The following is a 21,273-nucleotide window of genomic DNA, read 5'->3' on the forward strand; positions in this document are numbered from 1 at the left end:
CGGCCGTCCTCCGGGAGCCGAACGCTTCCAGGCTCGCCCCGCGGACCGGTGTGTGCGACCGGAGGCGCGCGAAGGGGGCGGACGGACGGTGGCCGCACCCCGGAACCGGCCGCCGGCCGGGGCCGCCGTCAGACCGGCTGGGTGAGGTTGACGGCGTTGCCGTCCGGGTCCCGGATATGGGCGACCCGTTGGCCCCAGGGCATGTCGTTGGCGGGGCCGAGCACCTTTCCGCCGAGCGGCTCGACCCGGTCCAGCAGGGCGTCGACGTCCGCCACGGCGATGCTCAGCAGGATCCGGGTCGGGGTGCCGGTCTCGACGCTCCGGTCCGCCACGATGCCCAGCTCCGAGCCGTCGAGCCGCAGCCCGACGAAGAAGGCCGGACCCTCCTCGGGCACCCGGGTGAATTCCTCGGCGCCCACCAGCCGGCTGTAGAAGGCCTGCAGACGATCGAGGTCAGGGGTGACGATCACCGGCTGGACGGCGGCGGGGGCAGGGGACGGGGATGGGGATGGGGATGGGGATCGGGTGGCAGACATGGTCTCCTCCGGTTGCGTGGCCTATGGGGTCGGTGGGACAGACCGCGTCCGGGGTGCTGATTCATCGGTCCGAGCGGGAATCGGTGCGGGAATCGGTGCACGGGAGCCCGGGCGGGCGGCGATGAAGGTGACCTCGGCCGAGGGCAGCTGGAGCCGCCGGCCAGGGGGATGCGGCTCACCGACGGTTCCGGGTGCACCGTCGTTCTGCAGAGGGACGACGAGGGCCCCCGGGCGCGGGCACGGACGAGCAGGTCACGGCGCCGGTCGAGCACCCGCGCCGCATCGGGCACCGCCTCGTCGCCCGCGGCAAAAGCCGCCCGGCCACGGTGTGTGCCGGGCGGGCCGGTACTCACCCCGCCGGGGCGGAATCCGGACACGCGCCGCTGAGCCGTCCGGACCCACATGGTTGCCACGGGCATCGAGCCGGACGGATCATCCGGTAGGGGACGCCGTACGCACGTACGGAAGCACGGGATGACCGCACACGGACGACGCGAGGAGAGCCACTGTGGGACCAGCCACCGTCAATGGCCACTGCGCACCGAACTTCACCGGCGTACAGGAAGCGTTCGAGCGGAATTTCAGCGAGCACGGCGACATCGGCGCGGCGGTCACGGTGACCGTGGACGGCGAGGCGGTGGTCGACCTGTGGGGCGGCCATGCGGACGCCGCCGGGACCCGCGCCTGGGAGCGCGACACCCTGGTGAATGTCTACTCGACATCCAAGGGGATGACCGCGCTGTGCGCCCATCTCCTCGTGGACCGGGGCGAGTTGGACCTCGATGCGCCGGTGGCCCGGTACTGGCCCGAGTTCGGACAGGCCGGCAAGCAGGACATACCCGTACGCTGGCTGCTCAGCCACCGCGCCGGCCTGATCGCGCCCCGTGAGCCGCTTCCCGCGGGGTACGCCTACGACTGGGACCGGGTGTGCGCCACCCTGGCAGCGACCCCGCCGTGGTGGGAGCCGGGCACCGCGCAGGGCTATCACGCGGTGACCTTCGGATACCTGGTGGGCGAGGTCGTACGGCGGATCACCGGACAGTCCCTCGGCGCGTTCCTGCGCAGCGAGATCACCGGGCCGCTGGACGCGGGCGTGTTCATCGGCACCCCCGCCGAGGAGCACGCCCGCTGTGCGGACATGGTCGGGCAGCTGGACGAGGCGCGGATCGCCGAGCGGTTCCCCGGCGTACCCGCGCCGCCGTTCCGGACGTTGTCCGACCATCCGCTGGCCGTGGTGATGCTGGCCCTGACGTACATCCCCACCGGGGATGTCAACAGCGCCGCCTACCGGTCGGCCGAGATCCCGGCGGGCAACGCCCACGCCAACGCCCGTGGGCTGGCGACCGTGTACGGCGCGCTGGCGGGCGGCAAGCTGGTGGGTCCCGGCACCCTGGAGGCGATGCGCCGGTCGCAGAGCCTGCCGGGCGAGCGCGATCTGACGATCGATGCGCTCGCTCCGGCGGGCCACGAACACCGCTGGGGTCTGGGCTACATGCTCAACCACCGGGGCCAGGCCGGGCCCAATCCCGGGGCGTTCGGGCACGGTGGTGCGGGCGGCTCGTACGCCTTCGCGGATCCGGAGAACCGGCTGTCCTACGCGTACACCATGAACAAGTACGACGGTGGCACGACGGGCGACGACCCGCGCAACCGCGGCCTGGTCCGGGCGGTGTACCGGGCTCTGGAGGAGACCCGCAGGTGAGACCCGGCCGCCTCATGGAGCGGCCGATTCGGGCGGCGGCGCCGGTCGCGGTGCCACCGGAGGCTCGCCCGCCACACCGGTGAGGGCGCGCAACGAGTCGATGAGCCCGGCGCGCTGGGCGGCCGGCAGCCGGGCGACGATCTCGGCGATCTCCGTGTGCCGGTCGGCCAGCACCCGCTCGACGAGGCGGCGGCCCTCTTCCGTCAGGCTCAGTACGACCTCGCGGCGGTTGCCGGGGTTGGTCTGCCGGGTGACGCCGCCCGCCGCCTCCAGCCGGTCGACCATCCGCATCGCGGTGGACGGGTTGACGCCCAGCGCCGCGGCCAGCGCGGCGAGCTTGACCGGGCCCTGGCCGTCCAGCACCACCAGGGCCCGCAGCTGGGGCAGGGTGAGGGAGGGGGCCGTGCGTGCGAGCGACCGGGCGGAGATCCCGACCAGCAGCCGGGAGGCGGTCAGCACCGCGGCAATGACCTCCTCGACATCGTGATCGAGATCCTCGCCGGGCGCGGCCGCCCCGGCCTGCCGCGGTGCGCGCTGCGCGTCGTGCCCCATGGCGCCTTTATACCCGGTGAGGGCATCGTGCCTGGTGGCAGGCCCTGCCGAAGGCCATCGGGGATACGGAAATCTGCCCCCGCGAACCCCCTTGCAGAGCGCGATAATGGGAAGTGCGGCATGCATCCGGCCCGGCGCGAGTGCGGCGGGCCCGAGAGGGCGTGATGACCATGGAACGGGACACCGAGACGGTTCACGAGGCGTATGCATTCGTCTGTCTGCACTGTGGACACGGCTGGGAGGAGGAGTACGAGATCCGGCACACCACGGATCTGGCCGGCCACCGGCGCGCCGACTACTTCGCCCGCGGCTCCCGGGTCCCCTCGCCGCTGACCCTCAACGACTGCCCGTCCTGCAATCTCGGCCCGATCCGGATCCTGCGCCCCGGCGGGGTGAACTCGACCCGCCCCTACCTCGCCTGACTCCCGCCACAGTGATCTGATGCACCGTCACCATCCGGTGTACAGAAGGTGGTTGATCAGCAGCGCCAGTACGGCCTGGGCCGTCAGCCACGTGCGGTGCCGGGTCGTGGGCAGCAGGGCGCAGGCGGCCGGCAGCCAGGCGGCGAACGGCAGCCAGATGCGTTCGGTCTCCGCCTTGCTCATCCCGGAGAGATCGGCGACCAGCACGGCGAGCAGCACCGCCGACACCAGGACGGCCAGCCGGTCGGCGGGGGCGCGCAGCGGCCCGGCGGACGGGCGCAGCCCGCGCAGGGCGGTGGGGGCCGCCGCGAGGGTGCGGCGCAGACCTGCCACCGTCGCCAGGCCGGTGATCAGGACGGTGCAGGCCAGATTGCCCCACACCCAGTAGGCGTACGGGCGGACCGCCGCGGCGCCCTGGTAGTAGCGCTCGATCAGCAGGTGATAGCCCTCCCACCAGCGGAATCCGGCAAGGGTGAAGACGGCCGCGACGGTCAGCGCCCCGGCCGCCAGGAGGGGCAGCGGGCGCGCGGTACGGGTGAGCAGCAGGATCGCCGCGGCAATCAGCGCGACCAGGGTGAGGCCGTAGGAGAGATAGCAGGTCAGACCGAGGAGAAGCCCGGAGGCCAGGGCGGCGGCGGCCGGACGGCGGGTGCGGCGGGTGGCGGCGAGGACAAGCAGCGCCAAGGACCAGGCGGCGACGGCCGCGAAGTAGCCGTCCGCCGAGGTGCCCACCCAGACGGCGGCCGGGGCCAGTACGAGGAACGGGGCGGCCCGGCGGGCGGTCGGCTCGTCGGTGAGGGCGCGCAGCGCGATGAGGACCGCGGCCACGGCGGAGGTGCCGACCGTGATGCACCAGACGCCGGCCCAGCCGCCACCGCCCAGACCGATGCGGTCCAGGCCGACGAAGGTGAGGACGGCGGCCGGTGGATGCCCGGCGACATGGGCGGGCCAGTGGTCCGGCGCGTTGTTGAGGATGTGGTGGGTGAAGTCGCGGAGCGCCGGCCCGAGAGCGTCGAAGCGGCGGATGACGGTCAGGTACTCGTACTCGGTGGTGAGCCGGCCGGCGATACCGGTCCGCCAGCCGTCTATCAGCGCCAGTGCCCACGTCCAGGCCATGGTGGCGGCCCAGCCCGTGAGGACGAGGGGGCGCCAGGCCAACCGGGCCGCCAGGGGCGGCCCGTGGACGATCACCACGACGGCGACCGCGAGCGCGGCGGGGGTGCCGGGGCCCAGGTGCGGGGACCACGAGGCGTACAGCGGAGGCCAGTTGACGTGCAGGCTGCCGTTGGCGTGCTCGATGACGGTACCGGCCAGCGCGGCAGCCACGACGAGGAGGGCGCCGGCCGCGGCGGCGGCCAGATCAAGGCGGTGCACGACGCGTTGCGGGGAGGGCGGAGGGGAGGCCGGACGGGGGATCACACGGGTGGTCGCACGGGAGGTCACAGCGGCACGCTAGGCGCCGGCCGGCGGCAACGGCCGCTCGGTGGGCGCGGCGTCATCGTTCCGTCAGATTTCCCCGGCGCCCTGCCGTCGAAGGGCCTGACCGCGCGCCGACGTCAGAGTTTCGTCATGCGTCACGGCCCTGTCGGCGCACCGGTCGCGGCATACCGTCGAGATCAGGCCCGCCGGCCCTGACCGCCGGCCCGGCCCAGGCGGCGGACCCTCGTCGCGCCAACCGCCAAGGACACACCATGAGTGCCCCTCCCCCTCTCACTTCCCCGGCATCGCCGTCGTTCTGGCGCAGCCCGCTGCGCGGCCCGCGGCTGACCGCGCTGCTCGGCGTCGTCCTGCTGGCCGGGATCACGCTGCTGTTCGTGACCGGTCTGCTGTCGTACGCCGCGTACAACCCGGATCTGGCCGGCGGTGTCAACGACAAGACGCCCGACAAGGGCCTGCTGGGCTTCTACCTCTTCAGCTGGCCGACCGGCCCGTACTGGCTCTACCGGCTCACCCAGGGGCTGCATGTCACCGTCGGGATCGCGCTGGTGCCCGTCCTGCTGGCGAAGTTGTGGTCGGTGATCCCGAAGCTGTTCACGCTGCCGCCGGCCCGGTCCCCCGGCCATGCGCTGGAGCGGCTCTCGCTACTGTTGCTGGTCGGCGGGGCGCTGTTCGAGTTCATCACGGGCATCCTCAACATTCAGCTGGAGTACCTCTTCCCCGGGTCGTTCTATCCGCTGCACTTCTACGGCGCGTGGGTGTTCATCGGGGCCTTCGCCGCCCATCTGGTGCTGCGTCTGCCGCGGACCGTACGGGCGTTGCGCGAGCGCACCGACCCGGGTGCGGCGGACGATGACACCGGGCTGGTGGCGGCCCGGCCGGACCGGCCGACCGTGACCCGGCGGGGAGCGCTGGGACTGGTCGGCGCCGGTTCACTGCTGCTGTTCACGACGACGGCCGGGCAGAGCATCGGCGGGTGGTGGCGGCGGACGGCCGTGCTGGCGCCGCACGGTGGCCGCGATCCGGGCAGCGGCCCGAACGGCTTCCAGATCAACAAGACCGCCGCGGCCGTCGGCATCCGGACCCAGGAGACCGGCGGGGACTGGCGGTTGACGGTCGAGGGCGGCGGGCGGCGGGTGCGGATCAGCCGCGCCGAGCTGCTGAGGCTGCCGCAGCACACGGCGACGCTGCCGATCGCCTGTGTCGAGGGCTGGTCGACGGACGATCAGCAGTGGAGCGGGGTGCGGCTGCGGGACCTCGCCGCGCTGGTGGGGCTCGGTGAACGGCCGCCCGGTGTGCTGGTGGAGTCGCTCCAGTTGCACGGCGCGTTCCGCCGGGCCGCACTGCGGGACAACCAGGTGCGCGATCCCCGGGCGCTGCTCGCATTGCGGGTGGGCGGCGCCGAGCTGTCCGCCGACCATGGTTATCCGGCGCGGATCATCGTCCCGGCGGCGCCCGGGGTGCTCAACACCAAGTGGGTCGCGCGGCTGACGTTCGGGGAGTGGTGAAGGTGCGGACGAGGCAATCGGCACGGCGCGAACGGGCGGTGCGGGTACTCAGGGCGCTGCGCCCCCCGCGCCGGTACGGCGAGGGTCCGCTGCATCTGCTGTTGATGCTCGCCTCGTTCGCGCTCACCGCCTTCGCGGGGGTGCGGCTGCTGGCCGGCGGGCAGTGGCCGCTGGTGCTCGGCTGGTTCGCCGGGGCGGCGCTGCTGCACGATCTGGTGCTGCTGCCGCTGTATGCGCTCGCCGACCGTGCGGTGGTCCGCTGCACGGCGGGGACCGGCGGGCACCGGGCCTGGACGGCGTATGTCCGGGTGCCCGCCGCGCTGTCCGGGCTGCTGCTGCTGGTGTGGTTCCCCCTGATCGCCGGCTCGGTGGGCAGCGGCTCGGCGGCACACTACGAGGCCACGACGAGGCTGCCCGGCGGGGTGTTCCTGACCCGCTGGCTGCTGGTCACCGCCGGGCTGTGCGCACTGTCCGCGCTGTGGCTGGCCGGCCGTACGGTTCAGCAGCGGCTGCGCGGGAGGTCCCGGCGGCGCATGGAGACGAAGCAGCGTTCGGCGCCCGGTACCTGATCGGCCCGGTCCGTGACGGTCCACTGCTCGACGGGCGTCCAGCCGGCGGCGGCCGCGTAGCGCAGCAGCGCGGGGCCGCCGACCCGGGCCCAGGGGAACAGCTCACCCGGTGCCTCCGGTGTACCGGGGCAGGGGTGGTACCCGCGCTCGACCCGGACCTGGACCTGTTCGTCGACGTCCGCCGCGGTGGTCTCCACGATCAGCAGACCGTGCCCGCCGACCAGTTCCGCGGTGCGGGTGAGCAGGGCGCACGGGTCGCCGCCGATACCGATATTGCCGTCGAGGAGCAGTGCGGTGCCCCAACTCCCCTCGCCTGGAAGGGAGTCGAAGACGGAGCGGTGCAGTGCGGAGCCGCCGACCGCTGCGGTGCGGGCCACCGCGGCCGCGCTGACGTCGATACCGAGCGCCCGCCGGCCCTGTGCGGCGAGCGCCGCGACCAGCCGGCCGGGGCCGCAGCCGATGTCGAGGACGGTGCCCTCGCAGCGGCGCAGCGCCGACAGATCGGCGGCGTCCGCGCCGGCGCACCAGCGCTCGACCTCCAGGGGCAGCAGCCAGCCGTCACTGCGGCGCAGGAAGAGCGGGCCGCGGCCGCTGCGCAGGGCGTCGGCGTAGGGGTCCGCGCCCCAGGTGACGGTGTCGTGCCGGTCGGTTTGTGCCGTGGGCGGCATGGCGGTGCTCATCGTCCGGTGACCGGGGTCAGCCGGGCGAGGGTGGCGGCGAACCGTCCGGCGGGCGCCGCGGCCGCGACCCGCTCCGCATCGTCCGCGGTGTCGACGTCCCGCAGCGGCGGCAGGTCCCGCACCCGGAGCCCGGCGGCGGTCAGCCGCGCGCGCTGGGCGGCGCCGGTGTGTTCGGTGGACATGGGGACGCCGCGCAGCAGCCGGGGGTCGGGAACGGCCAGGCCGAGCGCCCAGAATCCGCCGTCCTCGGCTCCGCCGAACCAGGCATCACAGTCGTCCCAGCCACCGAAGTCCAACGCGGGAGCGAGGAGTTGGGGGGTGACCTGAGGGGTGTCCATGCCGATGAGCAGGGTCGGGCCCGCGCTGTCGGCGAAGGCCGCGGCGAGCCGCTCGTCGAGGCCGCCGGCGCACTGCGGCCGGACCTCGAAGCCGGGCGGCAGCCAGTTCCCCGGGCGGCCGTCGAGGACGACCACCCGCCGCCGGGCGGGCATGGCACGTACGGCCTGGAGGGTGTCGTACAGCGCGGCCTCGGCCAATTGGGCGGCCTCGTCAGGCGTGTAGGGCGGGGTGAGGCGGGTCTTGACCCGGCCGGGCACCGGTTCCTTGGCGATGACCAGGAGCGTCGTCGGCCCGGGACATGCCGGGCGGTCTGCGGGCTCGGTCATCGGGCCGTCTCCTCCGTACGGGGCGCGAGCGGTGGCTGGTTCAGGACGGTGCGCATATCGCGCACCGCGTGCCAGGTGCCGCGCCAGGTGCCGGTGACCTTGGAACGGCCGGTGCGCGGACGGTAGGGCACATCGCGTTCCTCGACGCGCCAGCCCGCGTCGGCGGCCCGGACGACCATCTGCAGGGGGTAGCCGCTGCGGCGGTCGGTGAGGTCGAGGCCGAGCAGCGCGGTACGCCGGGCGGCGCGCAGCGGGCCGAGGTCGTGCAGCCGCAGTCCGGTACGGCGGCGCAGCATCCGGGCGAGGGCGAGATTGCCGAGCCGGGCGTGCGGCGGCCAGGCGCCGCGTCCCTGCGGGCGGCGGCGGCCCAGCACCAGATCGCTGGCGCCGTCACGGACGGCGCGGACGAACGGGGTGAGCAGCGCGGGGTCGAGCGAGGCGTCGCAGTCGCAGAAGCAGACGATGTCGGCGTCGGCGGCCAGCAGCCCGGCGTGGCAGGCGGCACCGAAGCCGCGGCGCGGTTCGTGCACCACGGTGGCGCCCAGCCCGCGGGCGATCTCGGCGGAACCGTCGGTGGAGCCGTTGTCCACGACGATCGCCCGCCAGTCGGCCGGGATCCGCGCGAGCACCCAGGGCAGCGCGGCGGCCTCGTCGAGGCAGGGCAGCACGACATCCACCGAGGCGGTTCGGGGGGTGGGAGGAGGGGAGTGGGTCACGCCTTCACCTATGCATCAGAAGCGGACAACAGGGATTTTCAGGTTCTCGTGGAAGGTGGATGCCGGAGGGCCGGCGGCGCCGTGGGTCACCCCGTCGGCGCCGCCCTCATCCCCTCCCGGGCGAACTCCCGCATCCCCTCGGCGAATCCGGTCGCGGCCCGCCAGCCGAGGTCCTCGGCGATCCGCTGCGACGAGGCGGTGATGTGCCGTACGTCGCCGAGCCGGTACTCCCCCGTCACGACGGGCGCCGGTCCGCCGCAGGCCTCGGCCAGGGTCCGCGCCATCTCGCCCACGGTGTGCGGCACCCCGCTGCCCGCGTTGTACGCGGTCAGGGTGCCCGCCGCCCGGCCCGGCAGGGCTTCCAGGGCCACCGCGTTGGCCGTGGCGACATCCCGCACATGGACGAAGTCCCGCCGCTGGCCGCCGTCTTCATAGACCGTCGGCGACTGACCGCGGGCCAGCGCCGAGCGGAAGAACGAGGCCACCCCCGCGTACGGGGTGTCGCGCGGCATCCCGGGCCCGTAGACATTGTGGTAGCGCAGCGCGACGGCCCGGCCGCCGGTGGCACGCGCCCAGGAGGCGGCCAGATGTTCCTGGGTGAGCTTGGTGGCCGCGTAGACGTTGCGCGGATCGGTGGGCGCGTCCTCGCCGACCAGCCCCGGCCGCAGTGCGGCACCGCAGTGCGGGCACCGCGGCTCGAACCGCCCCGCGTCCAGATCGGCCACCGCCCGTGGCCCGGGCCGCACCACCCCGTGGCCGGGGCAGGTGTAGCGCCCCTCCCCGTAGACCACCATCGACCCGGCGAGCACCAGCTCGCGCACCCCGGCCTCGGCCATCGCGGCCAGCAGCACCGCTGTGCCCAGGTCGTTGCAGCCGACATAGTCGGGCGCGTCCGCGAAGTCCTTGCCCAGGCCGACCATCGCCGCCTGATGGCAGACCGCCCGCACACCCCGCAGGGCCGCGTCGACCGCCGCCCGGTCCCGTACGTCGGCGACGATGCGCCGCTCCCCCGGGCGCGGCGGCGGGGGCTCGGGATGCGCCGAGGGCAGCAGGGCATCGAGCACGACGGGCTCGTGGCCGCGCGCCGTGAGCGCCTCGACGACCTGCGATCCGATGAAGCCGGCGCCGCCGGTGACCAATACACGCATGCTGGTCACGCTAAGCGGGACAGGGCGTGCCGGCCCGCGCCTGAGCCACCGTGTCATGGGTCCGTAAGATCCGCGGCCGCGTCCGGCGCAGCGGCCTCCCCGCCGTCCTGGCCACTGCAATTCGGTAACAGGGCGCATTCGAGGTATTTCGGTACGGCATATGTTGCATATGCTCAGGTCGGGGGTCGGGGGGCCGCTTTCGGACACTCCGACGGCCGACGGCCCCTCACCCGATCACTTCACCTGACACCGTCGGAGAACACCTTGACCGTGGAGAACGAGGAGCAGCGCACCGGCTCCCGTGTGCTGTCCGCGCTGCCGTACGCGGTCATGGCCGTGGTCACCACGGTCGACCTCACCGCGGGTCCGGGCGTCGGGTTTCTCCCCCTGGTGTCGCTGGGGCCGGCGTTCGCGGGGCTGGTCGGCGGCTGGCGGCGGACCGCCGTGGTCGGGCTGACGGCGTTCGTGCTCTGCCTCGGCCTGGGGGTCTACAACGGTGTGTTCGAGAACCGGCGCGGGCTGACCGCGCTGCTGTCGGTGGCCGGGGTGACCGCGGCCGGGGTGGTCGCCGCGGTGATGCGGCAGCGGCGCGAGGCGGAGCTGGCCAGCGTCCGCTCCATCGCCGAGGTCGCCCAGCGGGTGCTGCTGCGCCCGGTGCCGCGCGGTGCGGGCCCGCTGAGGATCGCGGTCTCGTACACCTCGGCGGTGGCCGAGGCCCGGATAGGCGGCGATCTGTACGAGGTGGTGACCTCGCCCGCCGGGGTGCGGATCATCGTCGGCGATGTGCAGGGCAAGGGCCTGGAGGCAGTGGAGAGCGCGGCGGTGGTGCTGGGTGCCTTCCGGGAGGCGGCACACGACGAACCGGATCTGCCGGCCGTCGGCGAGCGGGTCGAGCGGGCACTGAACCGCCATCTGTCCGGCGAACGGTTCGTCACGGCCGTACTCGCCGAGATCGGTGACGGTCCGAACGCCACGCTGCTCAACTTCGGCCACCCGGCGCCGCTGGTCGTCCGCCCCACCGGCGCGGTGGCCTTCGCCGCACCGCCCGACCGCGCCCTGCCGCTCGGCCTCAGCCTTCACGACGCCGGGGCGCCGATCCCCTACGAGGTGCCGTTCACGCCCGGCGACCAACTGCTCTTCTACACCGACGGCGTCACCGAGGCCCGCGATGCGGTGGGCCGCTTCTACCCCCTCGACGAGCGCGCCGCACTGCTCAAGGACCCCGACCCGGAGTCCGCGCTGCGCGCGGTGCGCGAGGACCTGGTCGAGCATGTCGAGGGGCCGCTGCACGACGATGCGGCGATGCTGCTGGTCCGCTATCGCGCGGCCCGCTGAACCGGCGTCAGGCCGGGGCGGGGCGGCGGAGGCGGTGGTGGCGGTCGGTGGAACGGCGACCGCTGCGGCGGTGGAGCCGCCCCGCCGGAGGTGGCTCGACCGCCGCAGCCAGGCGGGTCTTTACTTGTGGGCGCTGATCACACCGCCGTTGCTGAGCACGATGTACACGCCGTTGGCGTCGACCCCGACGTCGTGCTGGTTCGTCTCCAGCGTGGCGGCTACGCCGTCGTGGCCGAGGATCTGCGCGCGGTACCGCAGCTCGCCGACCTTCGTGACCTTGGCCGTCCAGCCGCCCGCGAGCTTGAAGGTGCCCGGTCCCTGGTGTCCGCCGCCCATCCAGGAATGGACCTGGCCGTCCAGCGTGAGCGTGACGAACATGTCGTTGGCGTCGAGCCCGGCGTCGCGCCCCGTCGTCTCCAGCGTGGCCAGGACCGATCCGCGGGCGACGATCTTGGCACGGTAGTGCTGGTCGCCGAGCGTGTAGATCTCGGCCTTGCTGATGCCGTCCGCCAGGCGCTGGGTGCGGACCGGGGATGCCGCCTTGCCACCGCCGGTGGCGTGCGTGCTGCCCGACTGCTTGCCCGCGGCGCCCGCCTTGGTGTCGGCCTTGGTCTCGGCCTTGGTGTCGGCCTTGGCACCGGGGCCCGCCTGGGCATCGGAGCCCTGCGCTCCGGCGGAGGAGCCCGCGCCGCTGGACTCGGCGGCGGCCATGCCCGTGTCCGTGTGGCCTGCGGGCTTCGCGCCGGCGGCGTCCGAGCCGGAGCAGGCGGTCAGGGTGAGACCGGCGACCGCGGTCAGGGCCGCGGCGGCAACGCGCAGCGTGCGGCGACGAGCGGTGCGGACAGTGGTGCTGGAGCTCATTTCGGATTCCCCCGGGGCAGTCGGTGTCGTGGTCTCTCGGTACGTCACCCACTCTGATCGGGGCCACTGTCGCGAGGCTGCCGCTCCGCTAACGTCCGGCTAACACGGGCGTGAGCAGGGGAAGGACGCCAAGGAGATCCCGAAGTACCGGGATGTGTCGCCCAGTTGGGAAACACGCAGTTGCTTGCCCCGATGTCAGTGGCAGCCCCGATGTCAGGGGGCGGTCCGGCCTCAGTGGAGAGTCCCGACGTCGAAGGGCAGCCCCGTGTAGTTCTCCGCCAGCTCCGCGGCGGCATGCGGGGAGGCGGCGATCCGGTCGAGCCGGGAGAGCTGCAGCCGGGTGTCGAACGGGCTCTGGTCCGGGGCGGTGTGCAGGGTCGTCGTCATGGAGTACGAGAAGTGTTCGGCGCGCCAGACCCGGCGCAGACAGGTGTCGGAGTAGGCGTCGAGCAGCTCCGTCGAGCCGGTGTGGTGCAGCCGGTCGAGGGCGTGGGCCAGCACGGTGACATCGGCGACGGCGAGGTTGAGGCCCTTGGCCCCGGTGGGCGGCACGATATGCGCCGCATCGCCGGCCAGCAGCACCCGCCCGTACCGCATCGGTTCGGTGACCGAACTCCGCATGGGCAGTACGGCCTTGGCGGTGAGCGGCCCGCGGGCCGGTTTCCAGGGGGCGTCGATCGCGGCCCGCGCCTCCAGTTCGTCCCAGATGCGGTCGTCGGGCCAGTCCGCCGGGTCGGTGCCGTTGGGGACCTGGAGGTAGAGCCGGCTGACGGTCGGTGTGCGCATGCTGAACAGCGCGAAGCCGCGTGCGGAGTGAGCGTAGATCAACTCGTCGGAGGAGGGCGGGACATCGGCGAGCACACCGAGCCAGGAGTACGGGTAGCCGCGCTCGTAGGTGCGGCGTGCGTGCTCCGGTACCGCCTGCCGGGCCACGCCGTGGAAGCCGTCGCAGCCGACGACGTAGTCACAGGTCAGGGTCTGCTCGCGGCCCTGGTGGCGATAACGGATACCGGGCCGGCCGGTGTCCGCGCCCGTCACCTCCAGCGCCTGCGCCCCGAACAGCAGCGGCGCCCCGTCGTCGAGCTGCAGGGCGATCAGGTCCTTCACCACCTCCGTCTGGGCGTAGACCGTCACCCGTCGGCCGCCGGTCAGCGCCGGGAAATCGAGACGGTGGGCGCGCCGGTCCCAGCGCAGCTCGACACCGTCGTGGACCAGGCCCGCACGGTCCATCCGCTCCCCCGCCCCGCAGGCGCGCAGCACATCGACGGTGCCCTGTTCCAGGATTCCCGCGCGCTGCCGCTGTTCGACGTAAGCGCGGTCCCGGCTCTCCAGGACGACACAGTCGACGCCGGAACGGTGCAGCAGCCGGGCGAGCAGCAGCCCCGCCGGGCCGCCGCCGATGATGCCGACCGTGCTGTGGCGGGTGCGGTTCACTTCTCGGTTCCTTCCGCGGTGTGCGGTGCCGGGTCGTCGAGGTGTGCGGCGACGATGCGGTCGGCGACGGCGAAGGCGGTGTTGGCGGCCGGGACGCCGCAGTACACGGCCGACTGGAGGAGGACTTCCTGGATCTCCTGCGGGGTGAGGCCGTTGCGGAGGGCGGCCCGCAGATGCATCGCCAGTTCGTCGTGGTGGCCGCGGGCCACCAGCGCGGTGAGGGTGATGCAGCTGCGCGTCCGGCGGGACAGCCCGGGGCGGGTCCAGATCTCACCCCAGGCGTAGCGGGTGATGAAGTCCTGGAAGACCTCGGTGAGGGCGCTGGTGCGGGCCTGGGACCGGTCCACATGGGCGTCGCCGAGGACGGCACGGCGTACGGCGGTGCCCGCCGCGTGCCGGGATCGGTCGTCCGCGGCGGGGAGGCCGGCGGCCGGATCCGCCGGGCCGTCCTGCGGGTGCGCGGCGAGATGGCCGAGCAGGGCGGCCAGCACCGGGGCCGGGCGTTCGACGTTCGCGAGGTGGGCGGCGGCGGCCAGTTCGACCAGGCTCGCGTCCGGGATGCCGTCAGTGAGTTCGCGGGCGCAGGCGGGCGGGGTGGCCGGATCGGCGCGGCCCGCGACGACCAGTGTGGGGGCGGTGATCCGGGCCAGATCGGCGCGCAGATCGTAGCCGGCGAGCGCGTCGCAGCAGGCCGCGTAGCCCGCGGGCGCCACCCCGCTGCGCACCGTGTCGACCAGGGCCACGGCCTGCGGGGAGCCGGCGAAGGACGGGGTGAACCAGCGGGTCGCGGTGGTCTCGGCGACCGGTCCGAGCCCCGCTTCCCGTACGAGGGCGGCCCGCTCCCGCCATCCGGCCGGCTCGCCGAACCGGGCGGCTGAGCAGATCAGGGCGAGCGAGGCGATCCGCTCGGGGTGATGGGCGGCGAGCCAGGCACCGACGGCGCCGCCGAGCGAGATCCCGGCGTGGGCGAACCGTTCGATGCCAAGGGAGTCGGCGAGATCCAGGACCAGCCGGGCCAGCTCGGGGACGGTGGTGGTGGGGACCGGTGCGGGAGCCAGTACGTCGGTGGGGGTGCCGCCGTGGCCGGGCAGATCCCAGCGTACGACGCGGTACCGGCGTGCCAGGGCGGGGAGTTGGGGGTCCCATACGGCGTGCGAGGAGCCGAGCGAGGGGCCCAGGAGGAGTGGCGGGGCGTCTTCGGGGCCGTCCACGGTGTGATGGAGGAGCGGGGCGGCGGGTGACTGGGTCATTCGGACTCCTGCGGGTCGTTCTCGGTGCGGGCCAGCGCGCGGTCCACCAGGGCACCGGCGGACCCCAAATAGGCTGTGGGATCGAGGAGTTGACGCAGACGGGACTCGGGGAGGGAGGGCACGGCCGGGGCGCCGGACGGGACAGCCGGGGCAGCGGACGGGGCGGAACCCTTCGGCGGCCCGGCGGCAGCCCCGTCCTCGCCCCGGGCCGTGTGCAGCGCGTCGTGCAGCGCCGTGGCCAGCTCGATGCCCTCCGCCGCGGTGCGCCGGGCCGCCGTGTCCATGATGCGGCGGGCCTCGTCGCGGCCGGTCAGGGCGGTGAGGGCCGCGACGAGGCGTTCGGTGACGACCAGTCCGCCGGTCGCGTCGAGGTTCTGCCGCATGCGGTGCGGGTGGACCCGCAGTTCCGCGGTGAGTTCGGCGGCGTCCCGGGCCGCGCCGCCGGCCACCCGCAGGGCGTCCCGCAGCGGCTGCCATTCGGCGTGCCAGGCGCCGGCCGGGCGCTCGTCCTCGGCGGCGAGGCACCCGTAGAGCACCGCGGCCAGGGCCGGGACCTGCCGGGCGGCGGCCGCGATCAGCGTGGCGCGCACCGGGTTGGCCTTGTGCGGCATCGCGGAGGACCCCCCGCCGGTGCCCTCGGAGAGCTCGCCGAGCTCCGTGCGGGAGAGGGTGAGGACATCGGCGGCGAGCTTGCCGAGGGCGCCCGCGGTGAAGGCGAGCGCACCGGCCAGATCGGCGACGGGGGTGCGCAAGGTGTGCCAGGGCAGGGCCGGTTCGGCGAGTCCGGTCTCGGCGGCGTAGCGGGCCAGGAGCTGTCCGCCCAGGTCGGGGGCGGGCGCGGGCCCGCGCTCGGCTTCGGGTGCGGGCCCGGCTTCGAGTTCGGGTCCGGGTCCGGGTCCGCCTTCGGATTCGGACTCGGCTTCGGATTCGGCTTCGGATTCGGCGTAGGCGTGGAACGCGGCCAGGGTTCCGGCCGCACCGCCCAGTTGCACGGGCAGCGCGGCCCGTACGGACGCGAGCCGGTCGCGGGCGTCGAGCACGAGGCTGCGCCAGCCCGCGGCCTTGAGGCCGAAGGTGGTCGGCACCGCGTGCTGGGTGAGGGTGCGGCCCGCCATCGGGGTGTCGCGGTGTTCCGCGGCCGTACGGTGCAGCGCGTCGGCGGTGCGGGTGAGGTCCACCAGCACCGTGTCCACGGCGCGGGCGCAGACCAGCATCGTGGCGGTGTCAAGGATGTCCTGGCTGGTGGCGCCCCGGTGGACATAGGCGGCGGCCTTCGGGTCGCGGGAGGCGACGGCGGCCGTCAGGTCGGCGACGAGCGGGACCACCGGGTTGCCCGCGGCGCGGGCGCGCAGCGCGAGGGTTCGGGGGTCGTCGCGGTGGAGGCCGGCGGCCGCGGCGGTGACGGCGGCGGCGGCCTGCTCCGGTGCGAGGCCGAGGGCGGCCTGGGCACGGGTCAGCGCGGCCTCGGCGTCGAGCAGGGCACGCAGATAGCCGGCGTCACCGGTGACGCGGGCCACGGCGGAGCCGGCCCAGGACGGAGCCAGCAACCCCATGTCGGCGTCGTCGTAAGGGAGTTCGGCCGACGAGGACGTGCCGGCCCCCGGCAGGTCAGCGGAAGGCAAGGAAGACCGTCTCCTCGTACGTGCCGTCCTCCGCCTGCTGCAGATGGACGTCGAAGCGGTACCGGCCGGGGCCGTCGGGGCGGGCGAGCAGCGTACGCGCCCGGTCAGCGGGCAGCCGCGCGAGCAACGGGTCGGCGGCGTGGGCCGTCGCATGCTCGGGGAAGTAGACCCGGGTGAACAGGTGATGGAGCAGTCCACGGGCGAAGACACACACGGCGAGGTACGGCGCGGCGTCCGGGCGCCCGGCGGGAGCGGTGGCCGGCAGCGTGCGGACGGCGTAGTGCCCGTCGGCGTCGGTCGGCACCCGTCCGAAGCCGGTGAAGTCCACGCCGTTGCGGCCGATGACCGCGCCGGTCGCCGGGTCCCGGCGCAGCGAACCGGGCGCGCCGGTGAGGCTGCCGTCCGGGCCCGCCTGCCAGAACTCCAGCAGGGCGTCCGGCACGGGGGTGCCGGCGCCGTCCCGTACGCAGCCGTGCACGGTGACCGTCCCCGGGTGGCCGGCCGGTGCGATCCGCTCGCCGCCGGGGAAGGGGAGGGCGTAGCCGTAGAACGGCCCGACGGTCTGTGCGGGGGTCGGGGCGTGCGGCACCGGCGGTGCGCCGGGCGCCCGGTCGGCCGGGTCGTGGCGGGTGGTGGCGCGGGGCATCAGCGGCCTTCCTCGATCCAGGTGGCGGACGGGCCGTCCAGGACCACGTCCCAGCGGTAGCCCAGGGAGGTTTCGGGGCGGGACAGTTCGTGGTCGTAGGCGGCGACCAGGCGGGCGCGGGCCGCGGGGTCGGTGACCGAACCGAGGATCGGGTCGTAGGGGAAGAGCGGATCGCCGGGGAAGTACATCTGGGTGATCAGCCGCTGGGTGAAGGCCGACCCGAAGAGCGAGAAGTGGATATGGGCCGGGCGCCAGGCGTTGTGGTGATTGCGCCACGGGTAGGCGCCGGGCTTGACGGTGGTGAACGCGTAGCGGCCCTCGTCATCGGTCAGACAGCGGCCGACGCCGGTGAAGTGGGGGTCGAGCGGGGCCGGGTGCTGGTCGCGCTGGTGGGCGTACCGGCCGGAGGCGTTGGCCTGCCAGATCTCGACGAGTTGACCGCGTACGGGGCGGCCGGTGCGGTCCAGGATGCGGCCGGTGACGGTGATGCGTTCGCCGAGCGGCTCACCGGCGTGCTGCCGGGTGAGATCGGCGTCCAGCTCGGTGATGTCCGTGACGCCGAACGCGGGTCCGTGGAGCTCCACGGCCTCCGGATCGGCACGGTGGTCGATCTCGACCGGCGGCCGGTGGGGGTGGCGCAAGGCGCTGCTGCGGTACGGGGCGTAGTCCCGCGCGGGGTGTTCGAGGGGCGGGGCGCCCGCCGCCCGGTCGCGTTCGCCGGCGGTGTGCAGGGCGGCGATCTCGCGGCTGATGTCGGCCTGGGTGGGGAGGGGCGGGGCGACGGGGGCGCGCCGGGGCGGGGCAACGGGGGCGGGAGCGGGGACGGGGACGGGGGAGCCGCCGGGCGGGGTGGTCGGGGGCAGGGCCATGGGTGCCATCTCCATGCGGTGGGTCACGGGTTGGGGCCGACGGGCGGGCGGACGGGACGGGCGCAGCAGGTGGGGGTGTGCGGGTGCTACCTCTCCAGCACCACGGCGAGCCCCTGCCCCACGCCGATGCACAGCGTCGCCAGTCCCGTACCCGTGCCGGCGGCGGCCAGTCGGTGGGCGACCGCGCCCGTGATCCGGGCCCCGGAGGCGCCGAGCGGATGACCGAGGGCAAGGGCGCCGCCGTGCGGGTTGACGAGGCCGGGGTCGAGATCCGGCCAGCCGGCCAGACAGCCGAGCGCCTGGGCGGCGAACGCCTCGTTCAGCTCGACGGTGCGCAGCGCATCGAAGCCGCGCCCGGCCTTCTCCAGGGCCCGCCCGGCCGCCTCGACCGGGCCGAGCCCGAAGTACTGCGGTGCGATCCCGGTAACGGCGCTGCTGCGGATCCGGGCGAGTGGTTCGCACCCGGAGGCGCGCAGCCCCTGTTCGTCCATCAGCAGCAGCGCCGCCGCCCCGTCGTTCAGCGGGGAGGAGTTGCCGGCGGTGACGGTGCCTCCCCCGGCCTCCGGCCGGCCGGGCCCCCGCCTCGCCTCGCCCGCCTTGCGGAAGGCGGGCCGCAGCTTTCCCAGCGCCTGGAGTGAGGTGTCCTCACGGATGCACTCGTCGTGGCGCACGGCCGCACCCACGGCATCGTCCTCGTACGGCACGACCTCCGCGTCGAAGGCGCCGTCCTTCCGGGCCCGCGCCGCCTTCTCATGACTGGCCAGCGCATAGGCGTCCTGTTGCGCACGGGTGATGCCGTAACGGTCGGCGATCAGTTCCGCGCCCTCGCCGAGGGCGACGGTCCACTCGTCGGGCATCCGCGGGTTGGTCAGCCGCCAGCCCAGGGTGGTGGAGTGCAGGGTCTGCGGCCCTGCGGGGAAGGCCCGTTCGGGCTTGGGCAGCACCCAGGGCGCGCGGCTCATCGACTCCACGCCGCCGGCGACGGCCACGGAGGCATCGCCGAGCGCGACGGCCCTGGCGGCCTGGATGACCGCCTCCATACCCGAGCCGCAGAGGCGGTTGACCGTGACACCGGGCACGGTCACCGGCAGCCCCGCGAGCAGCACCGCCATCCGCGCCACATCGCGGTTCTCCTCACCCGCGCCATTGGCGTTGCCGAGGTAGACGTCATCGATCCTGGCCGGATCCAGTCCGGGCGCGCGGTCCACGAGGGCCCTGACGACATGCGCGGCGAGGTCGTCGGGACGGGCTGCGGAGAGCATGCCGCCGTATCTGCCGAAGGGGGTGCGGACGGCATCGACGACATGGACGTCCCGGGGGCGGTCGGTGAGCATCAGGCGTCCTTCCGGGAGCGGTGGGCGTCGGCCGTGCCTGTGGCGGGGGTGTCGTGCGCCGGTACACCGGAGGTGTCGTGCGTGGCCGCCTTCAGGGCCCGCAGGGCGGTGAGTTCGGCGGCGGTGGGCGGGGCCGTGACACCGATCCGGCCGGCCTCCTTGAGGTCCCAGCCGGTGGCCTCCCGTACCTGTCGGACCGTCACTCCCGGGTGCAGATCGGTGAGGACGAGTTCCGCGGTGACCGGGTCGGGGCGCAGCACGCCGAGGTCGGTGATGACCGCGGTCGGCCCGGCGCCGGGCAGTCCGAGTGCCGCCCGGTCCCGGGGGCCGGTGCCGTGGCCGAGGGTGGTCACAAAGTCCAGAGAACCGACGAAGTTACGGCGGCTGTGCCGCAGAACCATCAGCACCTGCCCGCAGTTGGCGGCGATTTCGGGAGCACCGCCCGCACCGGGCAGCCGCCCCTCGGGACGGCCGGGGCCACGCCGGACGACGGTGGTGTTGATATTGGCGAACCGGTCGACCTGTGCGGCGCCGAGGAAGCCGACATCGATCCGGCCGCCCTGCAGCCAGTAGTTGAACATCTCCGGCACGGACACCACCGAGTCCGCGGTGTCGGCCAGCTCGCCGTCCCCGATGGACAGCGGCAGCCGGGTCGGCTTCGAGCCGATGGTGCCGGACTCGTAGACGAGCACCAGATCCGGATTGACCGTACGGCGGGCGAGGTTGGCGGCCGTACTGGGCAGCCCGATGCCGACGAAGCAGCTCCGCGCACCGGCCAGGGCACGAGCGGCGTTGATCTCCATCAGCTCGTCGGGGGTGCATTCGGGGGCCATCTCCGGGGCTCCCTCAGGGGTGGACTCGGGGACGGGCTCGGGGGCTTGTTCGGGGACGGACTCCGGGGCCGCCTCAGGGGCGGGCTCCGGTACGGCTTCGGGGGCGGCGCCAGGGGTGGTGGCGCGGGCTGTCGACGGGGCGGCGGCCATCGCGGCAGCGGTGGCTCCCGTCACCGACACCGTGGCCGGCATCCGCGCCGGGTCCGCCTCCCCCCGTTCGCTCCCGTCGCCCCGTTCGCCTTGGCCGCCCTGCTCCTCCTGCGCCCCGGGCCTGTCCTCCTCCCCGGGCTCCCGGTTCACGCACTCCCCGAGCCACCGCCCGAACGCCGCCCGGTCCCGCGAAATGCGGTCCCATTCCCGGTAGAAGGCGTTGTCACGGACCGAGTAGCCCGCCGCATACGACGGATGGGCGCCACCGGGGACGACCGCGACCGCGTCGACGACCCACGTGGGCAGGACGACGCCGCCGGGACGGGGCTCCAGTGCCTCGACGACCTCCTCGACGGTGACCAGCACACGCCTGGCGGCCAGCGCCGCTTCCTTCTGCACCCCGGTCAGGCCCCACAGCTGGACGTTGCCCGCCGGGTCCGCCTGCTGCGCATGGATGACCGTGACGTCCGGCGCGAGGGCGGCGACGGCGGCCAGTTCCTCGCCGGTGAACGGGCAGACGACGGTGGAGACCGTGGACGTACGGGCCGGGATATCGCTGCCGCGGTAGCCGCGGAGCACGGCGAACGGGAGCCGTGCCGCGCCCGCGGCGTAGCGGTTGGCCATCCCGGCGTGGCTGTGTTCGTCGATCTCCAGCGGGGCGGGCCAGCCGTTCTCGACCGCGTCCCGGAAGCGGTGCAGTGAACCGACGCCCGGATTGCCGCCCCAGGAGAAGACCAGCTTGGCGGCCACCCCCGCGCCGATCAGCTGGTCGTAGACCACGTCCGGGGTCATCCGGGCCAGCGTGAGGCCCTTGATGCCCTGACGGATGATCTCGTGCGCCGCGGCGAACGGGATGAGGTGGGTGAACCCCTCCAGCGCCACGGAGTCACCGTCGTGGATCAGCTCCGCGACGGCATCGTGCAGGGAACGGATGTCGGCCATGTCCTCGCCCTCGGGTCGTGCCGGGGCCCGGCCTCACGGCCGCCCCTCATCAACTTGTTCGC

General features: G+C 74.1%; 20 protein-coding genes and 1 pseudogene. 5 read left to right on the forward strand and 16 right to left on the reverse strand.

Annotation, left to right across the window (positions count from 1 at the left end; translation table 11 throughout):
- Positions 1 to 128 precede the first annotated feature (128 nt).
- Positions 129 to 536 (reverse strand): VOC family protein, encoded by a 408-nt coding sequence (locus ACWGI6_RS15520; RefSeq protein WP_453267983.1) that lies wholly within the window; start codon positions 534 to 536, stop codon positions 129 to 131.
- Between the two features lie 508 nt (positions 537 to 1,044).
- On the opposite strand from ACWGI6_RS15520, the gene ACWGI6_RS15525 reads away from it, so the two are divergent.
- The gene (locus tag ACWGI6_RS15525) at positions 1,045 to 2,238 is read left to right on the forward strand and encodes a serine hydrolase domain-containing protein (RefSeq protein ID WP_453267984.1); all 1,194 of its coding nucleotides are present in this window, start codon (positions 1,045 to 1,047) and stop codon (positions 2,236 to 2,238) included.
- 12 nt (positions 2,239 to 2,250) lie between these two features.
- Here ACWGI6_RS15525 and ACWGI6_RS15530 read toward each other — a convergent pair whose 3' ends face one another.
- Positions 2,251 to 2,790 carry a MarR family winged helix-turn-helix transcriptional regulator gene (locus tag ACWGI6_RS15530; protein WP_453267985.1) on the reverse strand — a complete coding sequence of 180 codons (540 nt, stop codon included), beginning with the start codon at positions 2,788 to 2,790 and terminating at the stop codon, positions 2,251 to 2,253.
- A gap of 170 nt (positions 2,791 to 2,960) precedes the next feature.
- On the opposite strand from ACWGI6_RS15530, the gene ACWGI6_RS15535 reads away from it, so the two are divergent.
- Complete coding sequence (locus ACWGI6_RS15535; protein WP_453267986.1) at positions 2,961 to 3,212, forward strand: hypothetical protein; 252 nt, start codon at positions 2,961 to 2,963, stop codon at positions 3,210 to 3,212.
- 27 nt (positions 3,213 to 3,239) lie between these two features.
- On the opposite strand, the gene ACWGI6_RS15540 is transcribed toward ACWGI6_RS15535, so the two are convergent.
- A complete protein-coding gene (locus ACWGI6_RS15540; protein WP_453267987.1) occupies positions 3,240 to 4,655 on the reverse strand; it encodes a hypothetical protein in 1,416 nt (471 codons plus the stop codon).
- 248 nt (positions 4,656 to 4,903) lie between these two features.
- On the opposite strand from ACWGI6_RS15540, the gene ACWGI6_RS15545 reads away from it, so the two are divergent.
- Positions 4,904 to 6,157, forward strand: coding sequence for a molybdopterin-dependent oxidoreductase (locus tag ACWGI6_RS15545; protein ID WP_393903915.1), 1,254 nt, complete (start codon positions 4,904 to 4,906; stop codon positions 6,155 to 6,157).
- Between the two features lie 104 nt (positions 6,158 to 6,261).
- Positions 6,262 to 6,726: a hypothetical protein gene (locus ACWGI6_RS15550; protein WP_453268078.1), complete on the forward strand. Its 465-nt coding sequence runs from the start codon at positions 6,262 to 6,264 to the stop codon at positions 6,724 to 6,726.
- Here ACWGI6_RS15550 and ACWGI6_RS15555 read toward each other — a convergent pair.
- From ACWGI6_RS15555 to ACWGI6_RS15570, 4 genes are all read right to left on the reverse strand, one after another.
- Positions 6,657 to 7,394 carry a methyltransferase domain-containing protein gene (locus ACWGI6_RS15555; protein ID WP_453267988.1) on the reverse strand — a complete coding sequence of 246 codons (738 nt, stop codon included), beginning with the start codon at positions 7,392 to 7,394 and terminating at the stop codon, positions 6,657 to 6,659. The genes ACWGI6_RS15550 and ACWGI6_RS15555 overlap by 70 nt on opposite strands.
- 8 nt (positions 7,395 to 7,402) lie before the next feature.
- Positions 7,403 to 8,071 carry a TIGR04282 family arsenosugar biosynthesis glycosyltransferase gene (locus ACWGI6_RS15560; RefSeq protein ID WP_453267989.1) on the reverse strand — a complete coding sequence of 223 codons (669 nt, stop codon included), beginning with the start codon at positions 8,069 to 8,071 and terminating at the stop codon, positions 7,403 to 7,405.
- Entirely contained in the window at positions 8,068 to 8,787 is a 720-nt protein-coding gene (locus tag ACWGI6_RS15565) for a glycosyltransferase family 2 protein (RefSeq protein ID WP_453267990.1), read from the reverse strand. Before ACWGI6_RS15565 ends, ACWGI6_RS15560 begins: the two co-directional genes overlap by 4 nt.
- An 86-nt stretch (positions 8,788 to 8,873) precedes the next feature.
- Positions 8,874 to 9,935, reverse strand: a complete 1,062-nt coding sequence (locus ACWGI6_RS15570; protein WP_453267991.1) for an NAD-dependent epimerase/dehydratase family protein — start codon at positions 9,933 to 9,935, stop codon at positions 8,874 to 8,876.
- A 330-nt stretch (positions 9,936 to 10,265) separates the two neighbouring features.
- On the opposite strand from ACWGI6_RS15570, the gene ACWGI6_RS15575 reads away from it, so the two are divergent.
- Positions 10,266 to 11,270 (forward strand): PP2C family protein-serine/threonine phosphatase, encoded by a 1,005-nt coding sequence (locus ACWGI6_RS15575; RefSeq protein ID WP_453268079.1) that lies wholly within the window; start codon positions 10,266 to 10,268, stop codon positions 11,268 to 11,270.
- A gap of 120 nt (positions 11,271 to 11,390) precedes the next feature.
- Here ACWGI6_RS15575 and ACWGI6_RS15580 read toward each other — a convergent pair whose 3' ends face one another.
- The 9 genes and pseudogenes from ACWGI6_RS15580 to ACWGI6_RS15620 form a co-directional block, all read right to left on the reverse strand.
- Positions 11,391 to 12,131, reverse strand: a complete 741-nt coding sequence (locus ACWGI6_RS15580; protein ID WP_453267992.1) for a hypothetical protein — start codon at positions 12,129 to 12,131, stop codon at positions 11,391 to 11,393.
- 231 nt (positions 12,132 to 12,362) lie between these two features.
- Positions 12,363 to 13,565, reverse strand: a complete 1,203-nt coding sequence (locus tag ACWGI6_RS15585) for a 4-hydroxybenzoate 3-monooxygenase (protein ID WP_393903909.1) — start codon at positions 13,563 to 13,565, stop codon at positions 12,363 to 12,365.
- Positions 13,562 to 14,815 carry a bifunctional 3-oxoadipate enol-lactonase/4-carboxymuconolactone decarboxylase PcaDC gene (gene pcaDC, locus ACWGI6_RS15590; RefSeq protein ID WP_453267993.1) on the reverse strand — a complete coding sequence of 418 codons (1,254 nt, stop codon included), beginning with the start codon at positions 14,813 to 14,815 and terminating at the stop codon, positions 13,562 to 13,564. The genes ACWGI6_RS15585 and pcaDC overlap by 4 nt, the downstream gene beginning before the upstream one ends.
- Positions 14,812 to 16,368: a class-II fumarase/aspartase family protein gene (locus ACWGI6_RS15595; protein WP_453268080.1), complete on the reverse strand. Its 1,557-nt coding sequence runs from the start codon at positions 16,366 to 16,368 to the stop codon at positions 14,812 to 14,814. Before ACWGI6_RS15595 ends, pcaDC begins: the two co-directional genes overlap by 4 nt.
- Positions 16,369 to 16,423: 55 nt before the next feature.
- A complete protein-coding gene (gene pcaG, locus ACWGI6_RS15600) occupies positions 16,424 to 17,083 on the reverse strand; it encodes a protocatechuate 3,4-dioxygenase subunit alpha (protein ID WP_453267994.1) in 660 nt (219 codons plus the stop codon).
- On the reverse strand, positions 17,083 to 17,952 hold the full coding sequence (gene pcaH, locus ACWGI6_RS15605) for a protocatechuate 3,4-dioxygenase subunit beta (RefSeq protein ID WP_453267995.1): 870 nt from the start codon (positions 17,950 to 17,952) through the stop codon (positions 17,083 to 17,085). The genes pcaG and pcaH overlap by 1 nt, the downstream gene beginning before the upstream one ends.
- A gap of 86 nt (positions 17,953 to 18,038) precedes the next feature.
- Positions 18,039 to 19,286 carry a thiolase family protein gene (locus ACWGI6_RS15610; protein WP_453267996.1) on the reverse strand — a complete coding sequence of 416 codons (1,248 nt, stop codon included), beginning with the start codon at positions 19,284 to 19,286 and terminating at the stop codon, positions 18,039 to 18,041.
- Positions 19,286 to 20,119, reverse strand: a complete 834-nt coding sequence (locus ACWGI6_RS15615; protein ID WP_453268081.1) for a CoA-transferase subunit beta — start codon at positions 20,117 to 20,119, stop codon at positions 19,286 to 19,288. Before ACWGI6_RS15615 ends, ACWGI6_RS15610 begins: the two co-directional genes overlap by 1 nt.
- 291 nt (positions 20,120 to 20,410) lie before the next feature.
- A pseudogene (locus ACWGI6_RS15620) lies at positions 20,411 to 21,211 on the reverse strand (CoA transferase subunit A); the annotation flags it as partial.
- Positions 21,212 to 21,273 lie beyond the last annotated feature (62 nt).

It is taken from the genome of Streptomyces sp. NPDC054786, assembly GCF_053611685.1.